Origin of the sequence: Streptomyces roseochromogenus subsp. oscitans DS 12.976 (assembly GCF_000497445.1) — a bacterium.
Classification (GTDB): Bacteria; Actinomycetota; Actinomycetes; order Streptomycetales; family Streptomycetaceae; genus Streptomyces; species Streptomyces oscitans.
In genome coordinates, this window is record NZ_CM002285.1 from 6,117,219 (window position 1) to 6,135,867 (window position 18,649).

The 18,649-nt window shown below is 66.8% G+C and carries 18 protein-coding genes, 1 tRNA gene and 5 pseudogenes; 7 read left to right on the forward strand and 17 right to left on the reverse strand.

The window, feature by feature from the left end; translation table 11 throughout:
- Positions 1-44 precede the first annotated feature (44 nt).
- The gene (locus M878_RS76030) at positions 45-1,382 is read right to left on the reverse strand and encodes a DUF445 domain-containing protein (RefSeq protein WP_051430302.1); all 1,338 of its coding nucleotides are present in this window, start codon (positions 1,380-1,382) and stop codon (positions 45-47) included.
- 206 nt (positions 1,383-1,588) lie between these two features.
- On the opposite strand from M878_RS76030, the gene M878_RS76035 reads away from it, so the two are divergent.
- Together M878_RS76035 and rdgB are read left to right on the forward strand one after the other, a co-directional pair.
- Complete coding sequence (locus M878_RS76035) at positions 1,589-2,923, forward strand: SGNH/GDSL hydrolase family protein (RefSeq protein ID WP_023550223.1); 1,335 nt, start codon at positions 1,589-1,591, stop codon at positions 2,921-2,923.
- A 121-nt stretch (positions 2,924-3,044) separates the two neighbouring features.
- Complete coding sequence (gene rdgB, locus M878_RS76040; RefSeq protein ID WP_023550225.1) at positions 3,045-3,647, forward strand: RdgB/HAM1 family non-canonical purine NTP pyrophosphatase; 603 nt, start codon at positions 3,045-3,047, stop codon at positions 3,645-3,647.
- Between the two features lie 44 nt (positions 3,648-3,691).
- On the opposite strand, the gene M878_RS76045 is transcribed toward rdgB, so the two are convergent.
- From M878_RS76045 to M878_RS97730, 4 genes are all read right to left on the reverse strand, one after another.
- Positions 3,692-3,766, reverse strand: a tRNA-Leu gene (locus M878_RS76045).
- Between the two features lie 15 nt (positions 3,767-3,781).
- Positions 3,782-4,441 carry an HNH endonuclease gene (locus M878_RS76050; protein WP_023550227.1) on the reverse strand — a complete coding sequence of 220 codons (660 nt, stop codon included), beginning with the start codon at positions 4,439-4,441 and terminating at the stop codon, positions 3,782-3,784.
- A complete protein-coding gene (locus tag M878_RS76055; RefSeq protein WP_031225851.1) occupies positions 4,438-5,100 on the reverse strand; it encodes an HNH endonuclease signature motif containing protein in 663 nt (220 codons plus the stop codon). Before M878_RS76055 ends, M878_RS76050 begins: the two co-directional genes overlap by 4 nt.
- A 103-nt stretch (positions 5,101-5,203) precedes the next feature.
- Positions 5,204-5,368: a hypothetical protein gene (locus tag M878_RS97730; protein ID WP_023550230.1), complete on the reverse strand. Its 165-nt coding sequence runs from the start codon at positions 5,366-5,368 to the stop codon at positions 5,204-5,206.
- Between the two features lies 1 nt (position 5,369).
- Here M878_RS97730 and M878_RS94855 point away from each other — a divergent pair.
- Positions 5,370-5,570: pseudogene (locus M878_RS94855) on the forward strand (helix-turn-helix domain-containing protein); the annotation flags it as partial.
- A gap of 23 nt (positions 5,571-5,593) precedes the next feature.
- Here the strand turns inward: M878_RS94855 and M878_RS48955 are convergent.
- The 4 genes and pseudogenes from M878_RS48955 to M878_RS000000101945 form a co-directional block, all read right to left on the reverse strand.
- Entirely contained in the window at positions 5,594-5,896 is a 303-nt protein-coding gene (locus M878_RS48955; protein ID WP_031225854.1) for a hypothetical protein, read from the reverse strand.
- Positions 5,897-6,177: 281 nt separating this feature from the next.
- Positions 6,178-6,456, reverse strand: coding sequence for a hypothetical protein (locus tag M878_RS76065; RefSeq protein WP_023550234.1), 279 nt, complete (start codon positions 6,454-6,456; stop codon positions 6,178-6,180).
- Between the two features lie 371 nt (positions 6,457-6,827).
- Positions 6,828-7,091 (reverse strand): annotated as a pseudogene (locus M878_RS000000100190) (hypothetical protein); the annotation flags it as partial.
- A gap of 79 nt (positions 7,092-7,170) precedes the next feature.
- Positions 7,171-7,263, reverse strand: a pseudogene (locus tag M878_RS000000101945) (DUF6879 family protein); the annotation flags it as partial.
- Between M878_RS000000101945 and M878_RS000000100195 the strand changes: the two are divergent.
- Positions 7,259-7,477: pseudogene (locus tag M878_RS000000100195) on the forward strand (HAD hydrolase-like protein); the annotation flags it as partial. The pseudogenes M878_RS000000101945 and M878_RS000000100195 overlap by 5 nt on opposite strands.
- Before the next feature lie 14 nt (positions 7,478-7,491).
- Here M878_RS000000100195 and M878_RS94865 read toward each other — a convergent pair.
- From M878_RS94865 to M878_RS76070, 4 genes and pseudogenes are all read right to left on the reverse strand, one after another.
- Positions 7,492-7,710 (reverse strand): DUF397 domain-containing protein, encoded by a 219-nt coding sequence (locus tag M878_RS94865; RefSeq protein WP_078630399.1) that lies wholly within the window; start codon positions 7,708-7,710, stop codon positions 7,492-7,494.
- Positions 7,711-7,839: pseudogene (locus M878_RS000000100200) on the reverse strand (XRE family transcriptional regulator); the annotation flags it as partial.
- Between the two features lie 78 nt (positions 7,840-7,917).
- Positions 7,918-8,118 carry a DUF397 domain-containing protein gene (locus tag M878_RS94870; protein WP_078630400.1) on the reverse strand — a complete coding sequence of 67 codons (201 nt, stop codon included), beginning with the start codon at positions 8,116-8,118 and terminating at the stop codon, positions 7,918-7,920.
- Entirely contained in the window at positions 8,118-8,963 is an 846-nt protein-coding gene (locus tag M878_RS76070) for a helix-turn-helix domain-containing protein (protein ID WP_031225855.1), read from the reverse strand. The genes M878_RS94870 and M878_RS76070 overlap by 1 nt, the downstream gene beginning before the upstream one ends.
- 199 nt (positions 8,964-9,162) lie before the next feature.
- On the opposite strand from M878_RS76070, the gene M878_RS76075 reads away from it, so the two are divergent.
- A complete protein-coding gene (locus tag M878_RS76075) occupies positions 9,163-9,825 on the forward strand; it encodes an ATP-binding protein (protein ID WP_031225856.1) in 663 nt (220 codons plus the stop codon).
- A 15-nt stretch (positions 9,826-9,840) separates the two neighbouring features.
- Here the strand turns inward: M878_RS76075 and M878_RS76080 are convergent, their stop codons facing one another.
- Positions 9,841-12,990 (reverse strand): DEAD/DEAH box helicase, encoded by a 3,150-nt coding sequence (locus M878_RS76080; RefSeq protein ID WP_031225857.1) that lies wholly within the window; start codon positions 12,988-12,990, stop codon positions 9,841-9,843.
- Positions 12,991-13,157: 167 nt separating this feature from the next.
- On the opposite strand from M878_RS76080, the gene M878_RS98985 reads away from it, so the two are divergent.
- A complete protein-coding gene (locus M878_RS98985) occupies positions 13,158-14,225 on the forward strand; it encodes a YDG/SRA domain-containing protein (protein WP_106962757.1) in 1,068 nt (355 codons plus the stop codon).
- Positions 14,226-14,275: 50 nt separating this feature from the next.
- Here M878_RS98985 and M878_RS76090 read toward each other — a convergent pair whose 3' ends face one another.
- Positions 14,276-15,289: a hypothetical protein gene (locus M878_RS76090; RefSeq protein WP_023550245.1), complete on the reverse strand. Its 1,014-nt coding sequence runs from the start codon at positions 15,287-15,289 to the stop codon at positions 14,276-14,278.
- A 77-nt stretch (positions 15,290-15,366) separates the two neighbouring features.
- Positions 15,367-16,842, reverse strand: a complete 1,476-nt coding sequence (locus M878_RS76095; protein ID WP_031225858.1) for a glycoside hydrolase — start codon at positions 16,840-16,842, stop codon at positions 15,367-15,369.
- 205 nt (positions 16,843-17,047) lie between these two features.
- Between M878_RS76095 and M878_RS76100 the strand changes: the two genes are divergently transcribed.
- Entirely contained in the window at positions 17,048-17,839 is a 792-nt protein-coding gene (locus M878_RS76100) for a class E sortase (protein ID WP_023550248.1), read from the forward strand.
- A 21-nt stretch (positions 17,840-17,860) separates the two neighbouring features.
- Here M878_RS76100 and M878_RS76105 read toward each other — a convergent pair.
- Positions 17,861-18,649: MFS transporter (locus M878_RS76105; protein ID WP_023550250.1), on the reverse strand; the 789-nt coding region annotated here is incomplete at its 5' end.

Below are 18,649 nucleotides of genomic sequence, written 5' to 3' on the forward strand. Positions count from 1 at the left end.
AGGGCCGCGCCGACGGAGAAGGCCAGCGAATCACACGGCAGGGTTCACGCCCCCAGCGTGCGCGTCACCACATAGATCAGCAGTCCCGCCAGTGATCCCACCACCGTGCCGTTGATCCGGATGAACTGCAGGTCGCGGCCGATGTGAGCCTCGATCTTCCGGGTGGTGTGCTCGGCGTCCCAGCCGGCGACCGTGTCGGTGATCAGCGAGGTGATCTCCTTGCGGTAGGTCGTCACGACGTGCACCGCCGCGCCCTCGACCCAGCTGTCGACCTTCTCCTGCACCTTCGGCTCGGATGCCATCCGCGCGCCCAGCGACAGCAGCGCGGCCCGCACCCGCAGCCGCAGCTCGCTCCGCTCGTCCTCGGCCGCCGCCACGATCATGGACCGTACGGCCGTCCAGGCGGACGCGATCAGGTCCTGCACCTCGCCACGGCCCAGCACCTCGCCCTTGAGCCGCTCCACCCGCGCCCGGGTGTCCGTGTCGGACTGCAGGTCGGAGGCGAAGTCGGTGAGAAAGCGGTCCAGCGCGCCGCGCGCCGGATGCGCGGGCATGTCCCGCATCTCGGCACAGAAACGCAGCAGCTCCTTGTAGACGCGCTCGCCGACCTTGCGGTCCACGAATCTCGGGGTCCAGCCCGGGGCGCCGCCCTCCACCGCCACCATCACCTCGTCCCGGTGCAGCACCAGCCAGTCGTGCGCCCGGGTCACCACCAGGTCCACCACCCGCCGGTGCCCGCCGTCGGCGACGATCCCCTCCAGCAGCTTGCCCAGGCCCGGGGCGATCTCCTGGGTGTTCGCCCGCCGGGTGACGGCCTCGGTCACGACCGCCTGCACGTCCGAGTCCCGCAGCACCGTCAGCGCGCCGCGCAGCGCGGTCGCCAGTTCCGCCGTCACCCGGTCCGCGTGCTCCGGCTCGGCCAGCCAGGCCCCGAGCCGGCTGCCGATACCGACCGCGCGCAGCCGCTGCCGTACGACGTCCTCGGAGAGGAAGTTCTCACCGACGAACTCGCCGAGTGAGACACCCAGCTGGTCCTTCTTGGTGGGAATGATCGCGGTGTGCGGAATGGGCAACCCGAGCGGGTGCCGGAACAGCGCGGTGACCGCGAACCAGTCGGCGAGGGCGCCGACCATGCCGGCCTCGGCGGCCGCGGCCACATACCCGGCCCAGGGCCCGGCGCCCTGGTGCCCGGCGAGCTTGGCCAGGACATAGACCAGCGCCACGAACAGCAGCAGACCCGTCGCCGTGAGCTTCATACGGCACACCCCGCGCCGGCGCTCCTCGTCGGCCGGGGTGAAGGCCGTCATGGTGCGGTACGACACGCCTCGCGCCGTCGCCGTCGCCGGTGCCGACGCCGTCGTCTCCGTCTCGGTCGGTTCCATCAGCTCCACCCGTTCGGTGATCCCGCGGTGATCCCGCACACAATTGTCCCTGCCTGACCGACTCCCGGAACGGAACAAGAGTTCCCGGCGTATGTCCGAACGGCGGTTTGGGCAGGGTCCTGACAGCTCTCCCCGGCCCATGACGCATCATGGGCTCATCAAGATCGGAGCCTTGGGCTCCCGCCTCCGAGGAGAACCCCACCAGCGTGACCAGGCGACAGGGCTATGCGGTGCTGAGTGCGCTCGTCGCGCTGGTCGTGGCCGTGTCCGCCGCGATCTACCTCACCGTGGCGGCCGACCACGGCGCCGCACGCAGCGCTCTCGCCGACGACCGCCCGCACCACGGCTCCTCCGCCGCCCCCGCCTCGACCGGCACCTGGGTCGGCGCCTGGTCCACCTCCCCGGTCGGCGGCGAACCCGGCACCGAGACCGAGGGGCTCGCGGGCCACTCGGTGCGCAATGTCGTGCACACGAGCACCGGTGGTACGAGCGCCCGGATCACGCTGTCCAACCTCTACGGCCAGACCCCACTGACCCTCACACACGCCTCGATCGCGCTGTCCGCGGGCGACGGCACCGCCGCGGCCGACCCGGACTCGATGGGCCGCCTCACCTTCAACGGCGCCACCAGCGTGGTCATCCCGCCCGGCGAACAGGTCGTCAGCGACGCCGTACGCCTCGCCATCCCGCACGACAGCGACGTCCTGATCACCACCTACTCGCCAACCCCCTCCGGCCCGGTCACCTACCACCCGTACGCCCGGCAGACCTCCTACCTCGCCGACGGCGACGCGACCGAGGACGCGACCGGCACCCCGTACACCGAACAGACCCCGCACTGGCGCTACTTGACGTCCCTCGACGTCCTCAGCAACGAAGCGGACGGCACGGTCGTCGTGTTCGGGGACTCCATCACCGACGGCATAACGTCCACCACCGGCGCCAACCACCGCTGGCCGGACATCCTCGCGGCCCGGCTGCGCGGCGCGCTGGAGAGCGGCCGGCAGGTGCCGCGCTACAGCGTCGTGAACGAGGGCATCAGCGGCAACCAGGTCCTCGCCGACGGACTCGGCCGGCCCGCCGAGAACCAGAGCGGGCTCGGCCGCTTCGGCAGGGACGCGCTCTCCCGCCCCGGCGTCAAGGTCGTCGTCATTGACCTCGGCGTCAACGACATCCTGCGCAACCCTCAGCTCGCCGACCCGAACAGCATCATCGCCGGTCTGCGCACACTCGTCCGCGAGGCGCACGCCCGCGGTCTGAAGGCTGTCGGCGCCACGCTGATGCCGTTCCAGGGCCACCGCAGCTATAGCCCGGCCCGGGAGGCGGTGCGTCAGCAGGTCAACGCGCGGATACGTGCCGGTGGCGTGTACGACGCGGTCGTCGACTTCGACAAGGCGCTGCGCGACCCCTACGACCCACGCCGGCTCCGCCCCGATGACGACTCCGGCGACCACCTCCACCCCAGCGACCGGGGCTTCAGCAGGATGGCCGAGGTGTTCGACCTGAACATGCTCAAAGGCGCGGGGCAGGCGGAGCTGTAGCTACGGGCAGGCGGAACCGCGGGTGCGGCGGACGGGCGGCACTGTAGCGACGGGCGGGCGGAACCGCGGGTGCGGCAGGCAGGCGGAACCGCAGCTGCGGCGGCGAGGAATACTGGCGGGCATGACCCGCTTGATCCTCGCCACCCGCAACACCGGAAAGATCACCGAGCTGAGGGCCATCCTGGCCGACGCCGGCCTCACCCACGAACTCGTCGGCGCCGACGCGTACCCCGACATCCCGGACGTCAAGGAAACCGGCGTCACCTTCGCCGAGAACGCCCTCCTCAAAGCCCACGCCCTCGCCCGGGCCACGGGCCTCCCGGCCGTCGCCGACGACTCCGGCCTCTGTGTCGACGTCCTGAACGGCGCCCCCGGCATCTTCTCCGCCCGCTGGGCCGGCCGGCACGGCGACGACAAGGCCAACCTGGACCTCCTGCTGGCCCAGCTCTCCGACATCGCGGACGAGCACCGCGGGGCCCACTTCGCGTGCGCGGCGGCCTTGGCGCTGCCGGACGGGCGGGAGCGAGTGGTCGAGGGGCAGTTGCGGGGCGTACTGCGGCACGCCCCGGCGGGCACGAACGGCTTCGGTTACGACCCGATCCTGCAGCCGGAGGGCGAGACGCGCACGTGCGCCGAGCTGAGCCCGGAGGAGAAGAACGCGATCAGCCATCGGGGGGAGGCGTTCCGGGCACTGGTGCCGGTCGTACGGGAACTACTCGGCTGAGAGCGGAAGTGGGGCCGTCCAGACGGACGGCCCCACTGCGTCTGTAGGCCCGGTGGGACTCGAACCCACGACACACCGGACCTAAACCGGCGCCCTCTTGCCAGCTGGGGTACGGGCCCTCAGCATTGCCTACTCTACTGGGCGCTACGGACCGCTCGTCGCCCTCCTCGACACCAGGTGCTGGTGATCGCGTGGCAGTTAGGGCACAGCAACCGCAGATTCTCCCGCCGGTTGTCGCGCCAGTCCCCGTTGATGTGATCGATCTCCAGCGTCATGGGCTTGCCGAGCCACTCCGGGCCGACTGCACATCTGGCGCACTGCTCAGGTACGCCCACTTCGTGGAGCGCACGCCGGAGGCGTTTGGTCGCGATCCGGTGTGCGCCGTCGTGTCTTACGAGGACGTCCTCCGGCCGCTTGGCATTCGTACTCGGCTTCCCTCTCTGATGGGCTTGCCCGAGAAAGTGCGCAGTGTCGAGGCAGTCGTCGGCGATCCACCTGCGAAGCTTCGCGCGCTGGCCACCATTGTTCGTGCGGCCCAGGCGGTGAAGCACCTCGGCGATGGAAACTGACTCATCGACCACCGCCCGCAACTCATCAGGACTGGGGCGCGCTTGCCTGCCGGCGGGTGCGAAGTGCGAGATGTCGATGCCAAAGTAGGCGAATCGCTTCACGAGGTATCCGGGCAGGTGTCCGTACGGTCGGGTACCGAAGAAGGCGATGACCTCGTCAAGGCTTGAGCACTGCGCGGCTGCCTGGGCCAACCGTTCGCGCGTGTACTGCACGCCGCTGCTCATAGGGTTCCTGCCCGAGAACGCCCCTTTCCCCGACCTCGATAAGTGTCCGTTGCTGAGTGACAGTTGGGGCAGAGGAACCTGAGGTTGTCGATGCGGTTGTTCCGCCAGTTGCCGTCGATGTGGTCTACCTCCAGCGGGAGCGGTTCGCCCAGCCAGACCGGTTCGATGTCGCACAGGGCACAGCGCTCCTCGACGCCCACCTCGTTCATCACCCTCTTGAGGCGGTAGCTCGGGATGCACGGAGCATGCGCCGACGTGTCCTCGACGAGGATCTCTGCAGGGGTTCGGCGGCGCTGGTTGTACCTCATCCGCTCGGTGCGGACCACAGGCGCGAAGTGCGAGGTGTCGATGCCGTACGCCTTGATTCGCCGGGCGATGTTGGCCTGGTGGCCACCGACCGAGTCCAGTCCTAGTTGGCGTACCACCTCGTTGATGCTGGCCGATGCTGCCACCACCGGTTCAAGAACCGTGCGTGTCCACTTCACCCCCTCCCGATCGAAATGCGAGACATCCACCCCCAGCTTCTTCATTCGCTCGCAGACATAGCGCCGCGTCGAACTCCCCGGATCCACCCCCAGCCTCTCCGGTGCCTCCGACAACGTTCGCGCCCCGCGAGCCGCCTCCTCCAGTCGCTCCTTGGTGTACATGCTGACCCCCATCGAGCCCCTCCATTCCGGGCGTACGTTCGCAGCCCGTACGGAGTAACGAACCGTAAATCGGACGGTCACGCCTGGGAAGGGAAAGTCACGCGTCGGTGGTGGATCAGGGCCGCACGATCATCAGAACGGACATGGTGGCCCACAACAGGTTGAACACCCCGGTGACCATGGCGAGCCGCGCGGGATTCGCGCCCCGGCCCTCCACCAGCGCGCTCTGGAGAGGCAGCGCCAGCGCGCCCAGCACGACGGCGGCGAGGGAGGTGAGCATGGGTACGACTCCCCTGCGGTGACTGCACCGGGCGAGGGTACGGCGGGCCCAGTATCTGCTGGAGGCGGCGCCGTACCCCGTAGAACGCATCGCGACCCGGACGGGCTTCGGCTCGCCCACGGCCTTCAGGGAACGCTTCCGGAGGGTGGTGGGGACGAGCCCGCAGGCGTATCGGAGGGCGTTCAGGGCGGGGGCGCTGTGACCGGGGTTGTAGCCGGAGCCTGCTTAAGCCTTGCGGTCGGCGACGGCCCAGGAGGCGAGGGCGACGGCACCGGCGACACCGAGGACGGAGGGCCAGGCGCCGACCTTCTTGGCCAGTGGGTGGGACCCGGCGAACGCGGCGACGTAAGCGGCGCTGAGCGCCCCCGCGGCCTTCCCGCCGGCCTGCTTCCGCCACTGCTGAGCGGCAGCGGCACCGGCCACGGCCAGCACGGCCCCACCCAGCTGCCGCTTCTTGGTCCAGCGGGCAACACCGTATCCACCGACGAGCCCGGTAGCGGCAAGAACTGCACTGGGAACCCTGGCCATGAGCGCCTCCTAGCGTCCGTTATGTCTGCGCTGAGGCTAACGCGCAGGTCGGCGAGGGGTTGGAACCTGAGTCGGGGTCTGTCAAGTTTCTGACAGGAGGGCCCCAAGCCGAGAAGCCCCCCGGTGCTGGGGGGCTTCTCGGCCGCGCTGTCGTTCACCGGGGGTGCAGGCCTCAGGAGGACAAGGCCGGCACCCCCCTTCGGCGATGGGCAGGCCGACCGGCCTACCGGACGCCTGGCCGGCCGTCGCTGTCCGCCGTACAGGAATACGGAACCGGCCGCTTAGCCGATGCTGTCGTTGCAGCCCATGGTCGAGCCGATGTGGGTGCTCTGCGCGCCCGGGTCGCCCTCGCCGTTGATCGCGTTGCCCAGCGCGCCGTTGAGGATCCCGAGCTCGCCGATGACGTCGAGGTTGAGGTCGTGCGACCGGCAGTTGGCGCTCTGCATGGCGCTGCTGCCGCCCCCGCCCCCCTCGCCGCCGGCGTAAGCGGGCCCGGAGGCCAGGAGCCCGACGCTGCCGATGGCCGCGACCAGGACGGCGGTCTTGTGAAGCTTGTGCATGTCATCTCCAGATGTGCGTACGGATACGGTCAGTGACAGGTCGACCGCTTGCAGTTATGGAGATTAGTGAGAAAATACCCCAATGTGGACGGAGGCGCGCCGGTATTGTGATCACGAAACGGCAGCATCCCGAAATCATACGAACTGACGAAAGCGCGGCATCCGGGCGGTAATTCCCGTGCCGCCGACTCATCCGAGCGGCCGACTGCACCACGGCCGCCGGGGCGACGAACCACAGCCGACCGCGACGCCCAAAGGCGGCGCAACCCCGTCGAGCGGTGCATCACTCGGCTACTGGTACCAGCGGACCACTGCGTCCTGGATGTTTTCCGTGCCGGTGGACAGCCGCTGCTGCCAGGGAATCAAGCTGGTCACTCTGTCTCTCCTCGTTCAACGGGACACGTCAGTTCAGGTCTCGCACGGTTCGGAGAACACGTCACTACAGCAAGGGACAGGAATGAGGGGCGTTCGAGGTAGCACCCGAGGGCCACATCGCCGCCCGAACTCAGCTTCACAGCAGTGGAGTTGACCAGTACCGCAAGATCGACGAAGTTCCGCTCCCATTCGGAGTCGAACCGGGGTGCGTATTCGGCCACACGCGCCCCGACCCAGGCGGCGGCGTCTTCCGACTCGTCTTGGGACAGCCCGGCTCGCTTGCGCAGCGTTCTCAGTGTCTCGGCCAGGTCGGATTTCGATTGCCCCAGCAGCTCAGGATCAAGCGTCAAGGCCCTTCACGTACTCCTCAAAGGGCACCGATTCCGCGAGGGCGAAGCGCTGGTACTCCCGGTACGGGACCGGGTCGCCCTTCATCAAGGACGAGATCCTCTACGTCGGTAACCGCATCGACAACGACATCCGGTCGGCCGCCGACGCAGGCATGCGCACTGCCTTGGTCCACCGGGGGCCATGGGCCACGATCCAGTGGTGCTCGGCGGAAGCCGAGAGGCTCCCGACCTTCAGAGTCGAGAGCCTCGGGGAACTGCCAGGACTGATCAAGACCTTCAACGACGCAACGGACTGACACTCGCCGTCAAGCTACGCCGAAGCGTTGCCAGACGAAGACCGAGCGCCCGCAACAAACCACGTCCATGCAGACGCTGAGACAGTGAGACGGTGGCTGACAGGGCGTTTCGAGTCCCGTATGAGCACACTCCCCGGCACGAGGGCCGTCTCCACGCACTCGGTCGTGTTGCCGCCGCTGTACGACGACTTGAACCAGACGAGATCGGTATCGGGCTGATGGTCGGCGGTCATTTACAGCTCCTTGCGGGCACGGTGGATCAGGCTGGAGGAGGCCTCCATGTCCAACGCTTGTGCGCGCAGGTACTCGAACGCAAGCCTGTATCGGTCCAGTTCCTCGTCCTTCTCAGAGAAGGAGGAGCCGTTTTGAAGTTGGCCACCTGGCAGACTGCTCGGCCATGTCTCTGCCTGGGCGCCGGGGCGTCTCGGAGCACAGTGCCGTCACCCTTCCAGTAGTCCCCTCCGCAAGGCTCCGGTGAACGCGCGCCAGGCCTGCCCGCTGGCAGAGAGCACGGGCCCGCTTCTGTCTTTGGAGTCGCGTACGAGGATGCTCTCGGTCATCTGTGCGCATTCAACGCATTCCGTACCGCTGCCCCCGCTGTAAGTCGATGTGAACCAGAAGGGTGCCGACGGTCTGGTCATCAGGACTCCTTGCTTATGCGGGTGATGAGCTCTGCTGAGGATTCCAGGTCGAGTGCCTGCGCACTCAGGTACTCAAACGCCAACCTGTAGCGGTCCAGTTCCCCGGGCTTTTCCATGAAGAGCCCGCCGCCGAGGAGATCGACGTAGACCACGTCCAGTTCCCGCTTCGGTCCGCGAAGGACGGCGAAGCTGCCGACGGCGGCAGCGTGGGCGCCTCTTGAGAACGGGAGCACCTGTACCGTGATGTGTGGTCGTTCGCTCATGGCCCGCAGGTGCCGTAGCTGTTCCTGCATGACGCCGCGTCCGCCGACGATGCGTCGGATGGCGGCCTCATCGATCACACACCAGATGTGTGGAGGCTCAACGCGATCAAGGAGCTCTTGCCTCTTCATGCGGATGTCGACCATGTGCTGGACCTCCCGCTCAGGGCAGCCCACTTCGGAAGCGCGGTGGACCGCTTCGGCGTAGGCGCGGGTCTGCAGGAGTCCGGGCACGTACATGCAGGCGAAGTGGTCTTCGCGTACGACCTCGTCCTCTAGGGTCAACATGAGGTTCATGGACTCGGGGATGGGGTCGGCGAGCGAGCGCCACCAGCCCTGGACCTTGGCCGCTTTGGCCAGCTCGACAAGTGCGAGGCGTTCCTCGTCTGAGGCGCCGTACTCACGACAAAGGGCGTCCACCGTTGGCCACTTGACGGTTCCCTCCTTTGTCTCATAGCGGCTGAGGGTCGCCTTTGAGATACCGACCCGGGCACCTGCCTCTTCAAGGGTCAAACCTTTGACCTCACGAAGACGTCGGAGATCCGCGCCGAGCTGGCGCCTACGAGTGGTCGGTCCAACTGCCATGTCCTGGCCCTTCGCGTCGATCCGTCAGATCGTCCTGGTTGCCGTAGCGAGACGGCAAGACGGTGTGCGCCGGGGGCGCGTGTGCTCCTTCGCGCTCCCACAACCTCAACGTGAGAGTTCCATTTTGAGAGTTCCAATGCAACTCTCAGTGCATCATCAGTTGCGCATCGCAACATAGCGTCTATGGGAGGGAGTTGACGTGGGGTACAACGAGGCCAGTCCGGCGAGGCAATCGTGGGATCTCCCGTTCACGGCAGATCCTGAGGAAGTAGCGGCTCTCCGGCGGCTGATGCGCCTTCACCTGGGGCTGTGGGGGTTGGAGGACGTCGTGGAGGCGGCACAACTCTGCGTGAGTGAGCTCGTTACCAACGTCATCACGCATGTGGGCCTCGGAACCCTGGCCACGCTCGCCGTCTCCATGAACGGCAGCTACGTGCGGATCGAAGTACACGATCCGGACACCCGCGCTCTGCCCACCTTGCTTGAGGTGGGATTCGGCTCTGAAAGCGGCCGTGGCATGAGGCTTGTTGAGTCCATTGCTGCCCGCTGGGGCGTTGAGCTCCAAGCCGATCGGAAGGTGACGTGGTGTGAGCTCTCTACCGAGCCCGCCTCGCCATGCTCGGCAAACGACGGTCCACGCCTGAGCAGAGCAGAGGGATTGCTGGACCTCTACAAGGCCGAACATTCGCCGCGCGCGGTGAGTGCCGAGGGGTGCAGGCTGAAACTGGCCTGTGCGGAGGAGGCAGCGATCAACATCATCGCCGACCTCCTCCACTGGCTTCACGCTCATGGCAGCAACGCGGACGATGTGCTGGACCGGGCGCAAGTGCACTTTGAGGCAGTGACGGACGTCCCGGCGTAACAGGCGTCCGGACTTTCATCCGCTGGAGATCGCGGCTGAGTACGACCACACATCGGTGGGAAGTTCGTGCTGCAGATCCCAAGTGATCGCCATGGGCTTGCTGCCGGTGTGCTTCACATAGGTGGCTGGGCCGAGCAGTATCCAAGGCTCGGACTTGCCGATGCTGTTGCGCTTGTAGCGGCGCAGGAACAGCAAGACGTGGCTGCCCTGCTGGGCATGCTGCTGATAGCGCAGTCCCGTCGTGGAGTTCTCCGGCGTGGTGCTCTGTGACTCCCAGTGGAAGCGGGTGGGGCTGAGTGCGTAGTCCCTGTAGCGGACCGTAGGTGAGAAGTCCCGCTCGTTCTTCTCCAGGGTGATGAGTAGTGCATCCGTCTTTATCTCTTCGATCCAACGAACGCCTTGGCCGAAGTCTTTGGGCATCTGCCCGCCCAGCTGGGCTACCCCCAAGGCCGCAAGGATCTCGGAGCGGTTGTAGGCGCTGTGAACCTTCAGCGGGATGTGGCTGAGTGAGCCGTCTAGAGGAATGGGGTAGTGGTCGGCCTCGTCAAGGATGTAGGACAGGACCTGTCGAAGTTCGTCCCGGACTAGCCACTGGGTATGCAGCGATTCAAGCCCCCGTTGGTAGCTGCTGAAGCCGCCAGCGTTGTCCCACAGGTTGAAAAAGAGCATGCGGGCGTAGGCCTGCTCCTTGGGCGACAACGAGTCGTAGTCGGGGGCGTCATCTTCGAGAAGGCGGAGATAGGACCGGACACGCTCGGGGTCGTCTACGTGGAGAAACGCGTGAACGCGTTTGAGGAGGTCTGCTTCACCCGTCGGGGCTGCTTCCTCGATGAACCGTGCCTTGCGTAGCACCTTGGTCCATGAGTTGTCGCTCTTGTAAAGCTCCTTGATCTCGCGACGGCTCTCGCACAGGTAATCCGCCAACCTGGGCGTGCTGTAGCTCCTGGCTTCTTTCGCGAGCGTCGTGATGGTGGCCTTGAGCTGGGTGCGGATGTTGTCGAGGACGAGGTCCTTGGACTTGCCCTCCAAGATGATCTGGCAGCCGGAAGGCAGCTGAGGGAAGTCGCGCCCAATGCTGTCGACCAAGCGGTTGCGAGAAAGGTTGGTCAGCGCTCGGAACTGCTCCTCGAAGCGGAACTCTGCACGGTGCTGACCGATGAAGTCGAGCACCGTCAGCACTGGCTTGTTCGGCGTACGACGCAGTCCGCGTCCGAGCTGTTGGAGGAACACCGTCGCGCTGTTCGTAGGGCGCAGGAGAAGCAGGGTGTCGACATCGGGGACGTCGAGCCCCTCGTTGAAGAGGTCGACGGAGAAGATCACCTGGATGCGTCCGGCCTTGAGGTCCTCCAGTGTGCGTTCACGCACGGCGGGAGCCGAGTCGCTGTCGAGGGCTTCGGCCTTGAGGCCTGCCTCACGGAAACACCCGGCCATGAAGTGCGCGTGCGCCTTGGTTACGCAGAAACCGAGTGCACGCATAGAGCCCGGCTGGGCGATCTTGTCCTTGACCTGCTTGATGACGATACGAGCCCGCGCATGGTCGCCCGTGTAGAGATTGCCGAGCTCGTCTCGGTCGTAGGTGCCCGATCGCCAGTCAAGGTTGGTCAGATCTGTGCCGTCTGGGAGCCCGAAGTAGTGGAAGGGGCAGAGCAGGTCGTTTTCGAGTGCTTCCCAGAGCCGCAGCTCGGCGGCGATACGCCCGCCGAAGAACTCGTCCTGCACGTTCAGCCCGTCCATCCGCTCCGGGGTCGCTGTGAGGCCGAGGAGTTCGGCTGGTCTGAAGTGCTCGATCACGCGACGGTACGTGTCCGCCGTCGCGTGGTGGAACTCGTCGATAGCGATGACGTCGAAGTGATCGGGATTGAACTGCTCCAGACGTCTGAGGTTGAGCGACTGGACGCTAGCGAAGACGTGCGTCCACTCGCGGGGCTCCTGGCCGTTGTAAAGCAATTCGCCGAAGGACGCGTCGTCCAAAACCTCACGGTAGGTCCGCAGGGACTGCCTCAGGATCTCTTTGCGGTGGGCGACGAAGAGCAGCCGTGGGAGAGCTCCGCTGAGCTTGTCGCGCAGGTTCCGATAGTCCAGGGCGGCCATGACCGTCTTGCCGGTGCCGGTAGCCGCGACTAGGAGATTCTGGTGACGGCCGCGGATCTCACGCTCGACACGAAGGCGCTCCAGCATGTCCTTCTGGTGCGGGAGCGGATGTACTTCCAAGCCGGACAGGCTGATCTTGAGCTCACCGGCCGTCCCGGTGCCGCCCGCCTGGGCCAATGCGTCAGCAAGTCGCTCGCCGTCGCGGACAGGGTCGTACGTCTCGAATGTCGCGTCGGCCCAGTAGGCGTCGAAGGTCGCCTCAAACTTGTCGAGCACCCTGGGAGTGGCGACCGATGACAGCCGCACATTCCACTCCAGGCCGTCGAGCAGAGCCGCCTTCGACAGGTTGGAACTGCCCACATAGGCCGTGTCGAAGCCGGTGTTGCGCCGGAACAGCCACGCCTTGGCATGTAGACGAGTCGAGCGGACTTCATAGTTGACCTTCACCTCGGCACCGAACTCACGGACTAGTCGGTCCAATGCGTAACGATCGGTGGCGCCGATGTAGGTGGTCGTGATGACTCGTATCGGGACTCCACGCTCCCTCGCTGCGCGCAGTGAGTCTTCGAGGACCCGTATTCCGTACCACTTCACGAACGCGCAGAGCAGGTCAATACGGTCTGCAGTGGCAAGCTCCGCCCTCAACTCCGCGCCCAGACTGGGATCGTCGGGTGCGTTCGTGATCAACGCCGTCTCGGACAGGGGCGTGAGCGGGCGAATGGCGTAGACGCCTGGCGCTTCCCGCTCAGCAAGTGCGAGCAGTTGTCGAGGACCGTCAGCGATGGCGCCGCCCATTTCATCCATATCTGGATCCGGAGCGCTGGCGGCCAGCGAGCACATGATCTGGTTGGCGACGGCAACCTGCTTGTCGTGGGGTAGTTGACTCAGTCTGAGTCTCACAGCCTCACTGATGTGGCGGGCCAACACGTGTGGGGTGGACTCTTCACTGACCTCCGCATCGACGGCCTTCCAGCCCCGAGCGTCCAACTGCCTCATCTGCGCCTGCAAGTGGCGGGTAACGAGCTGCTCGTACACACCCGAGACGGGCTGTGACAGATCCCCTGGTTGAGTCATGCGTGTCCCCCTTGATCCCTCAAACCGCATGACCAGTTGTAACAGGGACCACTGACAAGCCGCGGCAGCTTGCCGACGCTGCTCAACGCGATCGCACACGGGCAGCGACGCGGTCAAATAGCGATTTGAAAGTGACATGACTGATCGAGTCGCTTCAGTATGGTGGGGTGGGAAAACGAAAGATCGGTCACATTGATGGCATCACCCCGGGCGCAGAGTTTCACCGACGGCTGCAGGTGCTGCGCAGCAACCTCCATCGGGACAGGGTGCGCGGCATCTCATGGCTCGATGACGAGGACGGTAGCGAAGTCGCTGATGCCATCGTGCTGCACGGGGGATATGAGGACGATCACGATGATTGGACCACGATCCGGTACACGGGAGCCTCGCCTGACACGGAGAAGGTCAAGGTTGATGGGGTTCCGAGGCTCCTGCGTAGCCAGTCCTGGGAGTATCAGGACAATGCAGCGCTGAAGCGGAGTTATGACCGAGGGCATTACATACGGGTCATACGGGGATGGAAGGGTGATGCGAGGTACTCCCCGATCGACTGCTACAGGTACGACGGTCTGTACGAGATCACGGATGTCCGTACAGCCATCTCAAAGTCGCCAGCACCGGACGGCACACCCATCGAGATCTGTCAGTTTGACCTGAGGCGTCTGCCCGATGAGCTCCAAGATCCGACCTCGGTGGAGCGTCAGATATCGGACCTGCTCGAGCAGCGGGAAGAGCGCCCACAGGAAGAGCAGCCGGAAGAAGACTCAGAGACAGTGGGGGATGTGGCTGAGGAGGAGTCGGGCGAGGAGGCGCCGGAGGGGGAAAGATTCCCTGAGACGCGCAGTGCCGAGGTCCAGCGCCTGGTGCGCGATGACGCAGTGATAAGGAACGTCAAAAGGCTCCACGATGGAGAGTGCCAGGCGTGTGGCCTCCGGCTGGTGGGGCCAGGCGGGAAGCCTTATAGCGAAGGCGCCCACATCCGTCCTCTGGGGATGCCGCACAAGGGCCCGGACGTTGAGCCGAACGTCCTCTGTCTGTGCCCCAACTGCCATGTGCGACTTGATATCGGTGCCATCGTTATTGACGACGATTGGTCGATCATCGTGCGGGCTGGGGCCATGGGTGGGAACCTGCGGCCGAAGCTCAAGAGGCACCGGAAGCACAAGATTCACCTGGACTACATTCGCTACCACCGTGAGTGGTGGCTGGGCAGGGATGACCCCAGCGAGGAGTAGAGCTGGGGTCATTGCCGTCGTGTGGGTGCGGAGCGGTAGGGGCTGGCCGGCTACGCCGCTCCGTGGCACCCCTCGTAAGCCTGACCCGACACGCACCAGCACTCCGCCCCCCGCTGCGGCGGCCAAGCCGCAGCCCGCCCCCGGGCCGCCAGCGTCGTCGCGTACTGCGGGAGCAGCGTCGCGTCCGCTGGGGACGAACCTTCCGACGCCGCGAACGCCTCGTAAGACGGGACCGTGCCCGTCACGATGCCCAGGTTGGCCGTGCCGGAAGAGGACAGTTCGCGGAGGGACGACTCTATGGTCGCGAGGTGGGTCTCGTGGGACGGGTACTCCGTGGTGAGGGTCGGGTAGGCCGAGAGGAGTTCCGCCAGCTCCCCCGCCGGCCAGTGCAGGACCGCTACCGGGAAGGGGCGGGAGAGGGCCTCGCGGTAGGCGCCCAGTTCGGCTTGGAGGCGGGAGATTTCTGCCTGGAGTTCTGCCGGGTTGTCCGAGCCCAGGGACCAGACGCGTTTGGGGTCGTGGAGTTCGTCCAGGGAGACCGGGGCTGTGTGGAGGGTGTCCGCCAGGGTGTCCCAGGTGTCGTGCGGCAGGCCCAGCATGCGGCGGACGCGGTGGCGGCCGTAGAGGAGGGGGTGGGTGGAGGGCATCGGTTCCGTGCCCTCCGGGAGGAGCAGGGTCGCTGCCTCCGTGAATGTCTCCGCCGCTGCCTCCAGCTCGTCGTGGGACTCCAGGGACTCCGCCACGATCACCCACGGCGCCGGGTCCCGGGGGGCCGTCGTGCGGATGCCCTCGATGATCGCCCTGGCCTCCGCCTCGTGGCCGTACTCCCAGAGGTTCGACGCCTTCAGGGCGCGGATCAGGGGCGGGTTCTCCAGGCCGTCCGTCGTGGACAGCAGGCGGTCGTAGAGCGCGGTGGCCGCGGGGCGGTCGCCGGACAGTTCGAGGTGGGCCGCGGCGCGCAGGAGCAGGGCCTCGGCGTCCTCGGGATACAGTCCGGCGGTCCGCTCCAGGCGTGCTGCTTCGGCGGTGTGGTCGACGTTCTCGGCAGGCGTGTCGGGGCGCATGGGGGACACCGTACTGCCGAGCCGGGACGGAAGGGGGTAAGTGCTGGTCAGAGGGCCGTCAACGGGCGTTCACGCCGTCACTCCGTCACGCCGTCCACCTGCAGCGTTTGGATCGACTTCGCTGCGAAGGGGGCCGATATCGTCTTGCCTGACAGGTACGTGTCCGTGTGCTGTGTGTAGAGGTCCGTACCGCCCGTCGTCACCGTGTTCCAGCGGGGGACCAGGCCTTCCGAGCTGCCGGTCACCGAGGAGAAGCGGGAGAGGTCGAAGGTCAGGGTCGTCGCCGATGACGAGGTGTTGGCCGCCACTATCACCAGGCGTTTCGCCTGCCTGTCCAGCGCCGCCGCCGCGTAGCTCACTCCCGTGTCCAGGATCGTCATTCCCGGTCGGATGTGGCGGGTGAATTGAGCCAGTACGTAGTATTTCGTCTGCACAGTGCCCGGCTGCAGGCTGCTCGCGTCGTACGCGATCGTCGCCCAGCCCGTGCTCGGGTCCATCACCTGCCAGTACACCCAGGCTGTGGGGTGCAGCCAGCGGAAGTCGTAGAGGAGGTTGCCGGCCAGGGTCAGGCCCGTGGCGTCGCTGTCTCCCGTTTCCGAGTTCCAGAGTGCCTTGCCCGCCGTCGTCACCACGTCCGTGTAGAGGAGGTCGCGGCGGCCGCCCGAGCCCTGGTAGCCGTGGACGTTCACCTGGTCCACGTAGCCCTTCGTCGTCGAGGAGAATGAGTTCCAGGTCGTGCGGGCCAGGTCGTAGCTCGTTTCGTCGGATGCGGAGATCTCTGTCGCCGTCAGGCCTCGTTTGTCCAACTCGCTGCGCAGGTAGGGGAGTACGGCCGCCTGGACCGCCGCATCCATGTGGCAGCCCTCTTGGGTGCCCGTCGCCGTCCACCAGGAGGAGGACGGCTCATTGAAAGCCTCCACCGTCTTGAAGCTCACCCCCCAGTTCTGCTTCGCGTACAGGGCCACCGACGCCAGGTGGGAGGCGTGCCGGCGGTAGTTCCAGGACTGGAGGTTGTCGCCGCCGTCCGACGCGCCCGACGGGTTGTGGTTCAGGCACATCCACCACATCGGGGAGTTGGCGAACAGCTCGGTGATCGCGCCTCGTTGGGCCGCCTTCTGCAGCATCGCGCGCTGCGTCGCGTCCGCCGTCCACTTCCAGGACGAGGAGGCCGGGTCCTCGTTCGTCCAGTCCTGCCAGTAGCCCTCGATCTGCTTGAACGACGGGATGTTCGGGGAGGCGCTCATCGACTCGCCGTTGACGCTGTTCCAGCTGCACGCGCCCAGGTTGTAACGGGCTATGTTCAGGCCCAGGCCGGGGAGTGCCGTGCCGTGGTACGTCGTTGATTTCGTGGTGAAGAAGATGTCCGCGAAGTCGTCCCTCGCGCCGAAGACGTTCGCCCACCAGGCCAGTGAGGTGCCCCAGCCCTCCCAGGTGCCGTACGTGGCCGACGGGTTGATCGCAATCGTCGCGTCTGCCTGTGCCGCGCCCGTGGCCAGGGCGCTGCCCATGAGGCCGCCGCCCGCTGCGGCCAACAGTGTTCTGCGTCGGATCATGGCTTCTCCGCCTCTCCGTTGCGGCTTCGGCAGCAGGAAGCATCGGGGGTGGCGGGTGAGGTTGTCGAGGGTTGTGACACTCCTTTCTAAAACCACTTGAGGAAGAGACTGCAGGGGATCTTCTCCCCTGTGGTATGGCTAGTTGTACGCGCTGCGTCTATCTTGCGGGCGGCTCCCGTGGAGTTCGGCGCGGAGGTGGGTGCGGATGCGGGTTCGGTCCGGCGTGCGGGTCGTACGGCACGGCGACCGGCGTCGGCGTGCCCGGCACCGGCGGGTGCTGTGGAGCGGCGGTGAGGTGTTCGTCACCGTCGGGGTGCTGCTCATGCTGCTGGTCGTGCACCAGCTGTGGTGGACCAACCGGGAGGCCCGGCGCGGCGCCGAGCGGAAGGTGGAGGCGCTGGAGCGGGAGTGGGGGAACCCGGGTGCGGGCAGCGGGGGGCCGTCGGTCGTGCCCTCCGCCTCGGCCACGGCTCCTGCGGCCGACCCCGGCAGGCCCACCTCCCGTGCGCCGCAACGCTCGTACGCCCCCGTCGTCCTGCCCCGGACGTCCCAGGCGTACGCCGTCCTCACCATCCCCCGGCTGGGGCTGCGGGTCCCCGTCGCCGAGGGCGTGAGCAAGGCGGACGTCCTCAACCAGGGCTATGTCGGTCACTATCGGGGGACTCAACAGCCCGGCCAGGCAGGCAACTTCGCGCTCGCCGGGCACCGGAACACGCACGGTGAGCCGTTCCGGTACCTGCCCCGGCTGCGGCGCGGGGACGACATCGAGGTGGAGACGCGGACGGCGACGTACACCTACGACGTCGACCAGGTGCTGCCGCAGACCTCGGCGACCGACTCGGGGGTCATCCGGGCCGTCCCGCGCTCCCTCGTCCGGCCGTCCTACGGGTACGACACACCCGGCTACTACATCACCCTGACCACCTGCACCCCCGAGTTCACCTCGCGCTATCGGATGGTGGTGTGGGGGAAGCTCATCTCCATGCGGCCCAGGTGAGTCACCTGGCGGCTCGCGCCCTCAGCGTTCCCGCAACACCACCACACTCACCGCCCCCACCGCCGCCAGCCCCGCCGACACCAGCAGGGCGATGTCCGCGCCCTGGGCGAGGGTGCGGGCCGAGGTGGCGAGGGCGATGGTCAGGGCCACGCCGGCGCAGGAGCCGATGTAGCGGAAGGTCTGCTGGGCGCCGGAGCCCATCGCGGCGCGCTCGCGCGGGACCGATTCGACGGCGAGCAACGGCAGCGCCCCGTTCAGCAGGCCGCTGCCCACTCCGCCGATGATCAGGCCGGGCAGCAGCCGGATCCAGGAGCCGGAGCCGAGGGCGCCGAGCATGGTCAGGACGGCGATGGTGTGCAGGGTGAAGCCGACGGCGAGTTGCACGCGCGGGGCGATACGGGCGGCCAGGTGCTTGACCTGGAGGGCGACCGCGAAGCTCAGTCCGGACCAGAGCAGGAACATCCAGGCGGTGTCCATGGGGGACAGCCGGAGCGTCCGCTGGAGCAGGGCCGGCAGGAAGCTGAACAGGCCGATCACCGCGAGGCCGGTGAACAGACCGCCGGCCGACGAGGCCAGGAAGCGGGCGTGGCGCAGCAGGCCGAGGTCGATCATCGGCGTGCCGGTCCGGTGTTCCACGGCGGCGAAGGCCGCGATCAGGACTACGGAGGCCGCGAAGAGGAGTCCGACAGGCGCCCGTAGCCAGCCGTCGCGGCCCAGCGTCAGGGCCGCTACCAGGGCGACCAGGGCCAGGCCGAAGGTCAGTGCGCCGAGGATGTCCGGCCGGCCGCCGCGCGGGGCACGGGACTCGGC

Coding starts and splice junctions, on each gene's coding strand:
- M878_RS76030 (WP_051430302.1), bottom strand. CDS start 1,382: ATGGAACCGACCGAGACGGAGACGACGGCGTCGGCACCGGCGACGGCG.
- rdgB (WP_023550225.1), top strand. CDS start 3,045: ATGACCCGCTTGATCCTCGCCACCCGCAACACCGGAAAGATCACCGAG.
- M878_RS76050 (WP_023550227.1), bottom strand. CDS start 4,441: ATGAGCAGCGGCGTGCAGTACACGCGCGAACGGTTGGCCCAGGCAGCC.
- M878_RS76055 (WP_031225851.1), bottom strand. CDS start 5,100: ATGGGGGTCAGCATGTACACCAAGGAGCGACTGGAGGAGGCGGCTCGC.
- M878_RS97730 (WP_023550230.1), bottom strand. CDS start 5,368: ATGCTCACCTCCCTCGCCGCCGTCGTGCTGGGCGCGCTGGCGCTGCCT.
- M878_RS48955 (WP_031225854.1), bottom strand. CDS start 5,896: ATGGCCAGGGTTCCCAGTGCAGTTCTTGCCGCTACCGGGCTCGTCGGT.
- M878_RS76065 (WP_023550234.1), bottom strand. CDS start 6,456: ATGCACAAGCTTCACAAGACCGCCGTCCTGGTCGCGGCCATCGGCAGC.
- M878_RS94865 (WP_078630399.1), bottom strand. CDS start 7,710: ATGACCGCCGACCATCAGCCCGATACCGATCTCGTCTGGTTCAAGTCG.
- M878_RS94870 (WP_078630400.1), bottom strand. CDS start 8,118: ATGACCAGACCGTCGGCACCCTTCTGGTTCACATCGACTTACAGCGGG.
- M878_RS76070 (WP_031225855.1), bottom strand. CDS start 8,963: ATGGCAGTTGGACCGACCACTCGTAGGCGCCAGCTCGGCGCGGATCTC.
- M878_RS76080 (WP_031225857.1), bottom strand. CDS start 12,990: ATGACTCAACCAGGGGATCTGTCACAGCCCGTCTCGGGTGTGTACGAG.
- M878_RS76090 (WP_023550245.1), bottom strand. CDS start 15,289: ATGCGCCCCGACACGCCTGCCGAGAACGTCGACCACACCGCCGAAGCA.
- M878_RS76095 (WP_031225858.1), bottom strand. CDS start 16,842: ATGATCCGACGCAGAACACTGTTGGCCGCAGCGGGCGGCGGCCTCATG.
- M878_RS76100 (WP_023550248.1), top strand. CDS start 17,048: ATGCGGGTTCGGTCCGGCGTGCGGGTCGTACGGCACGGCGACCGGCGT.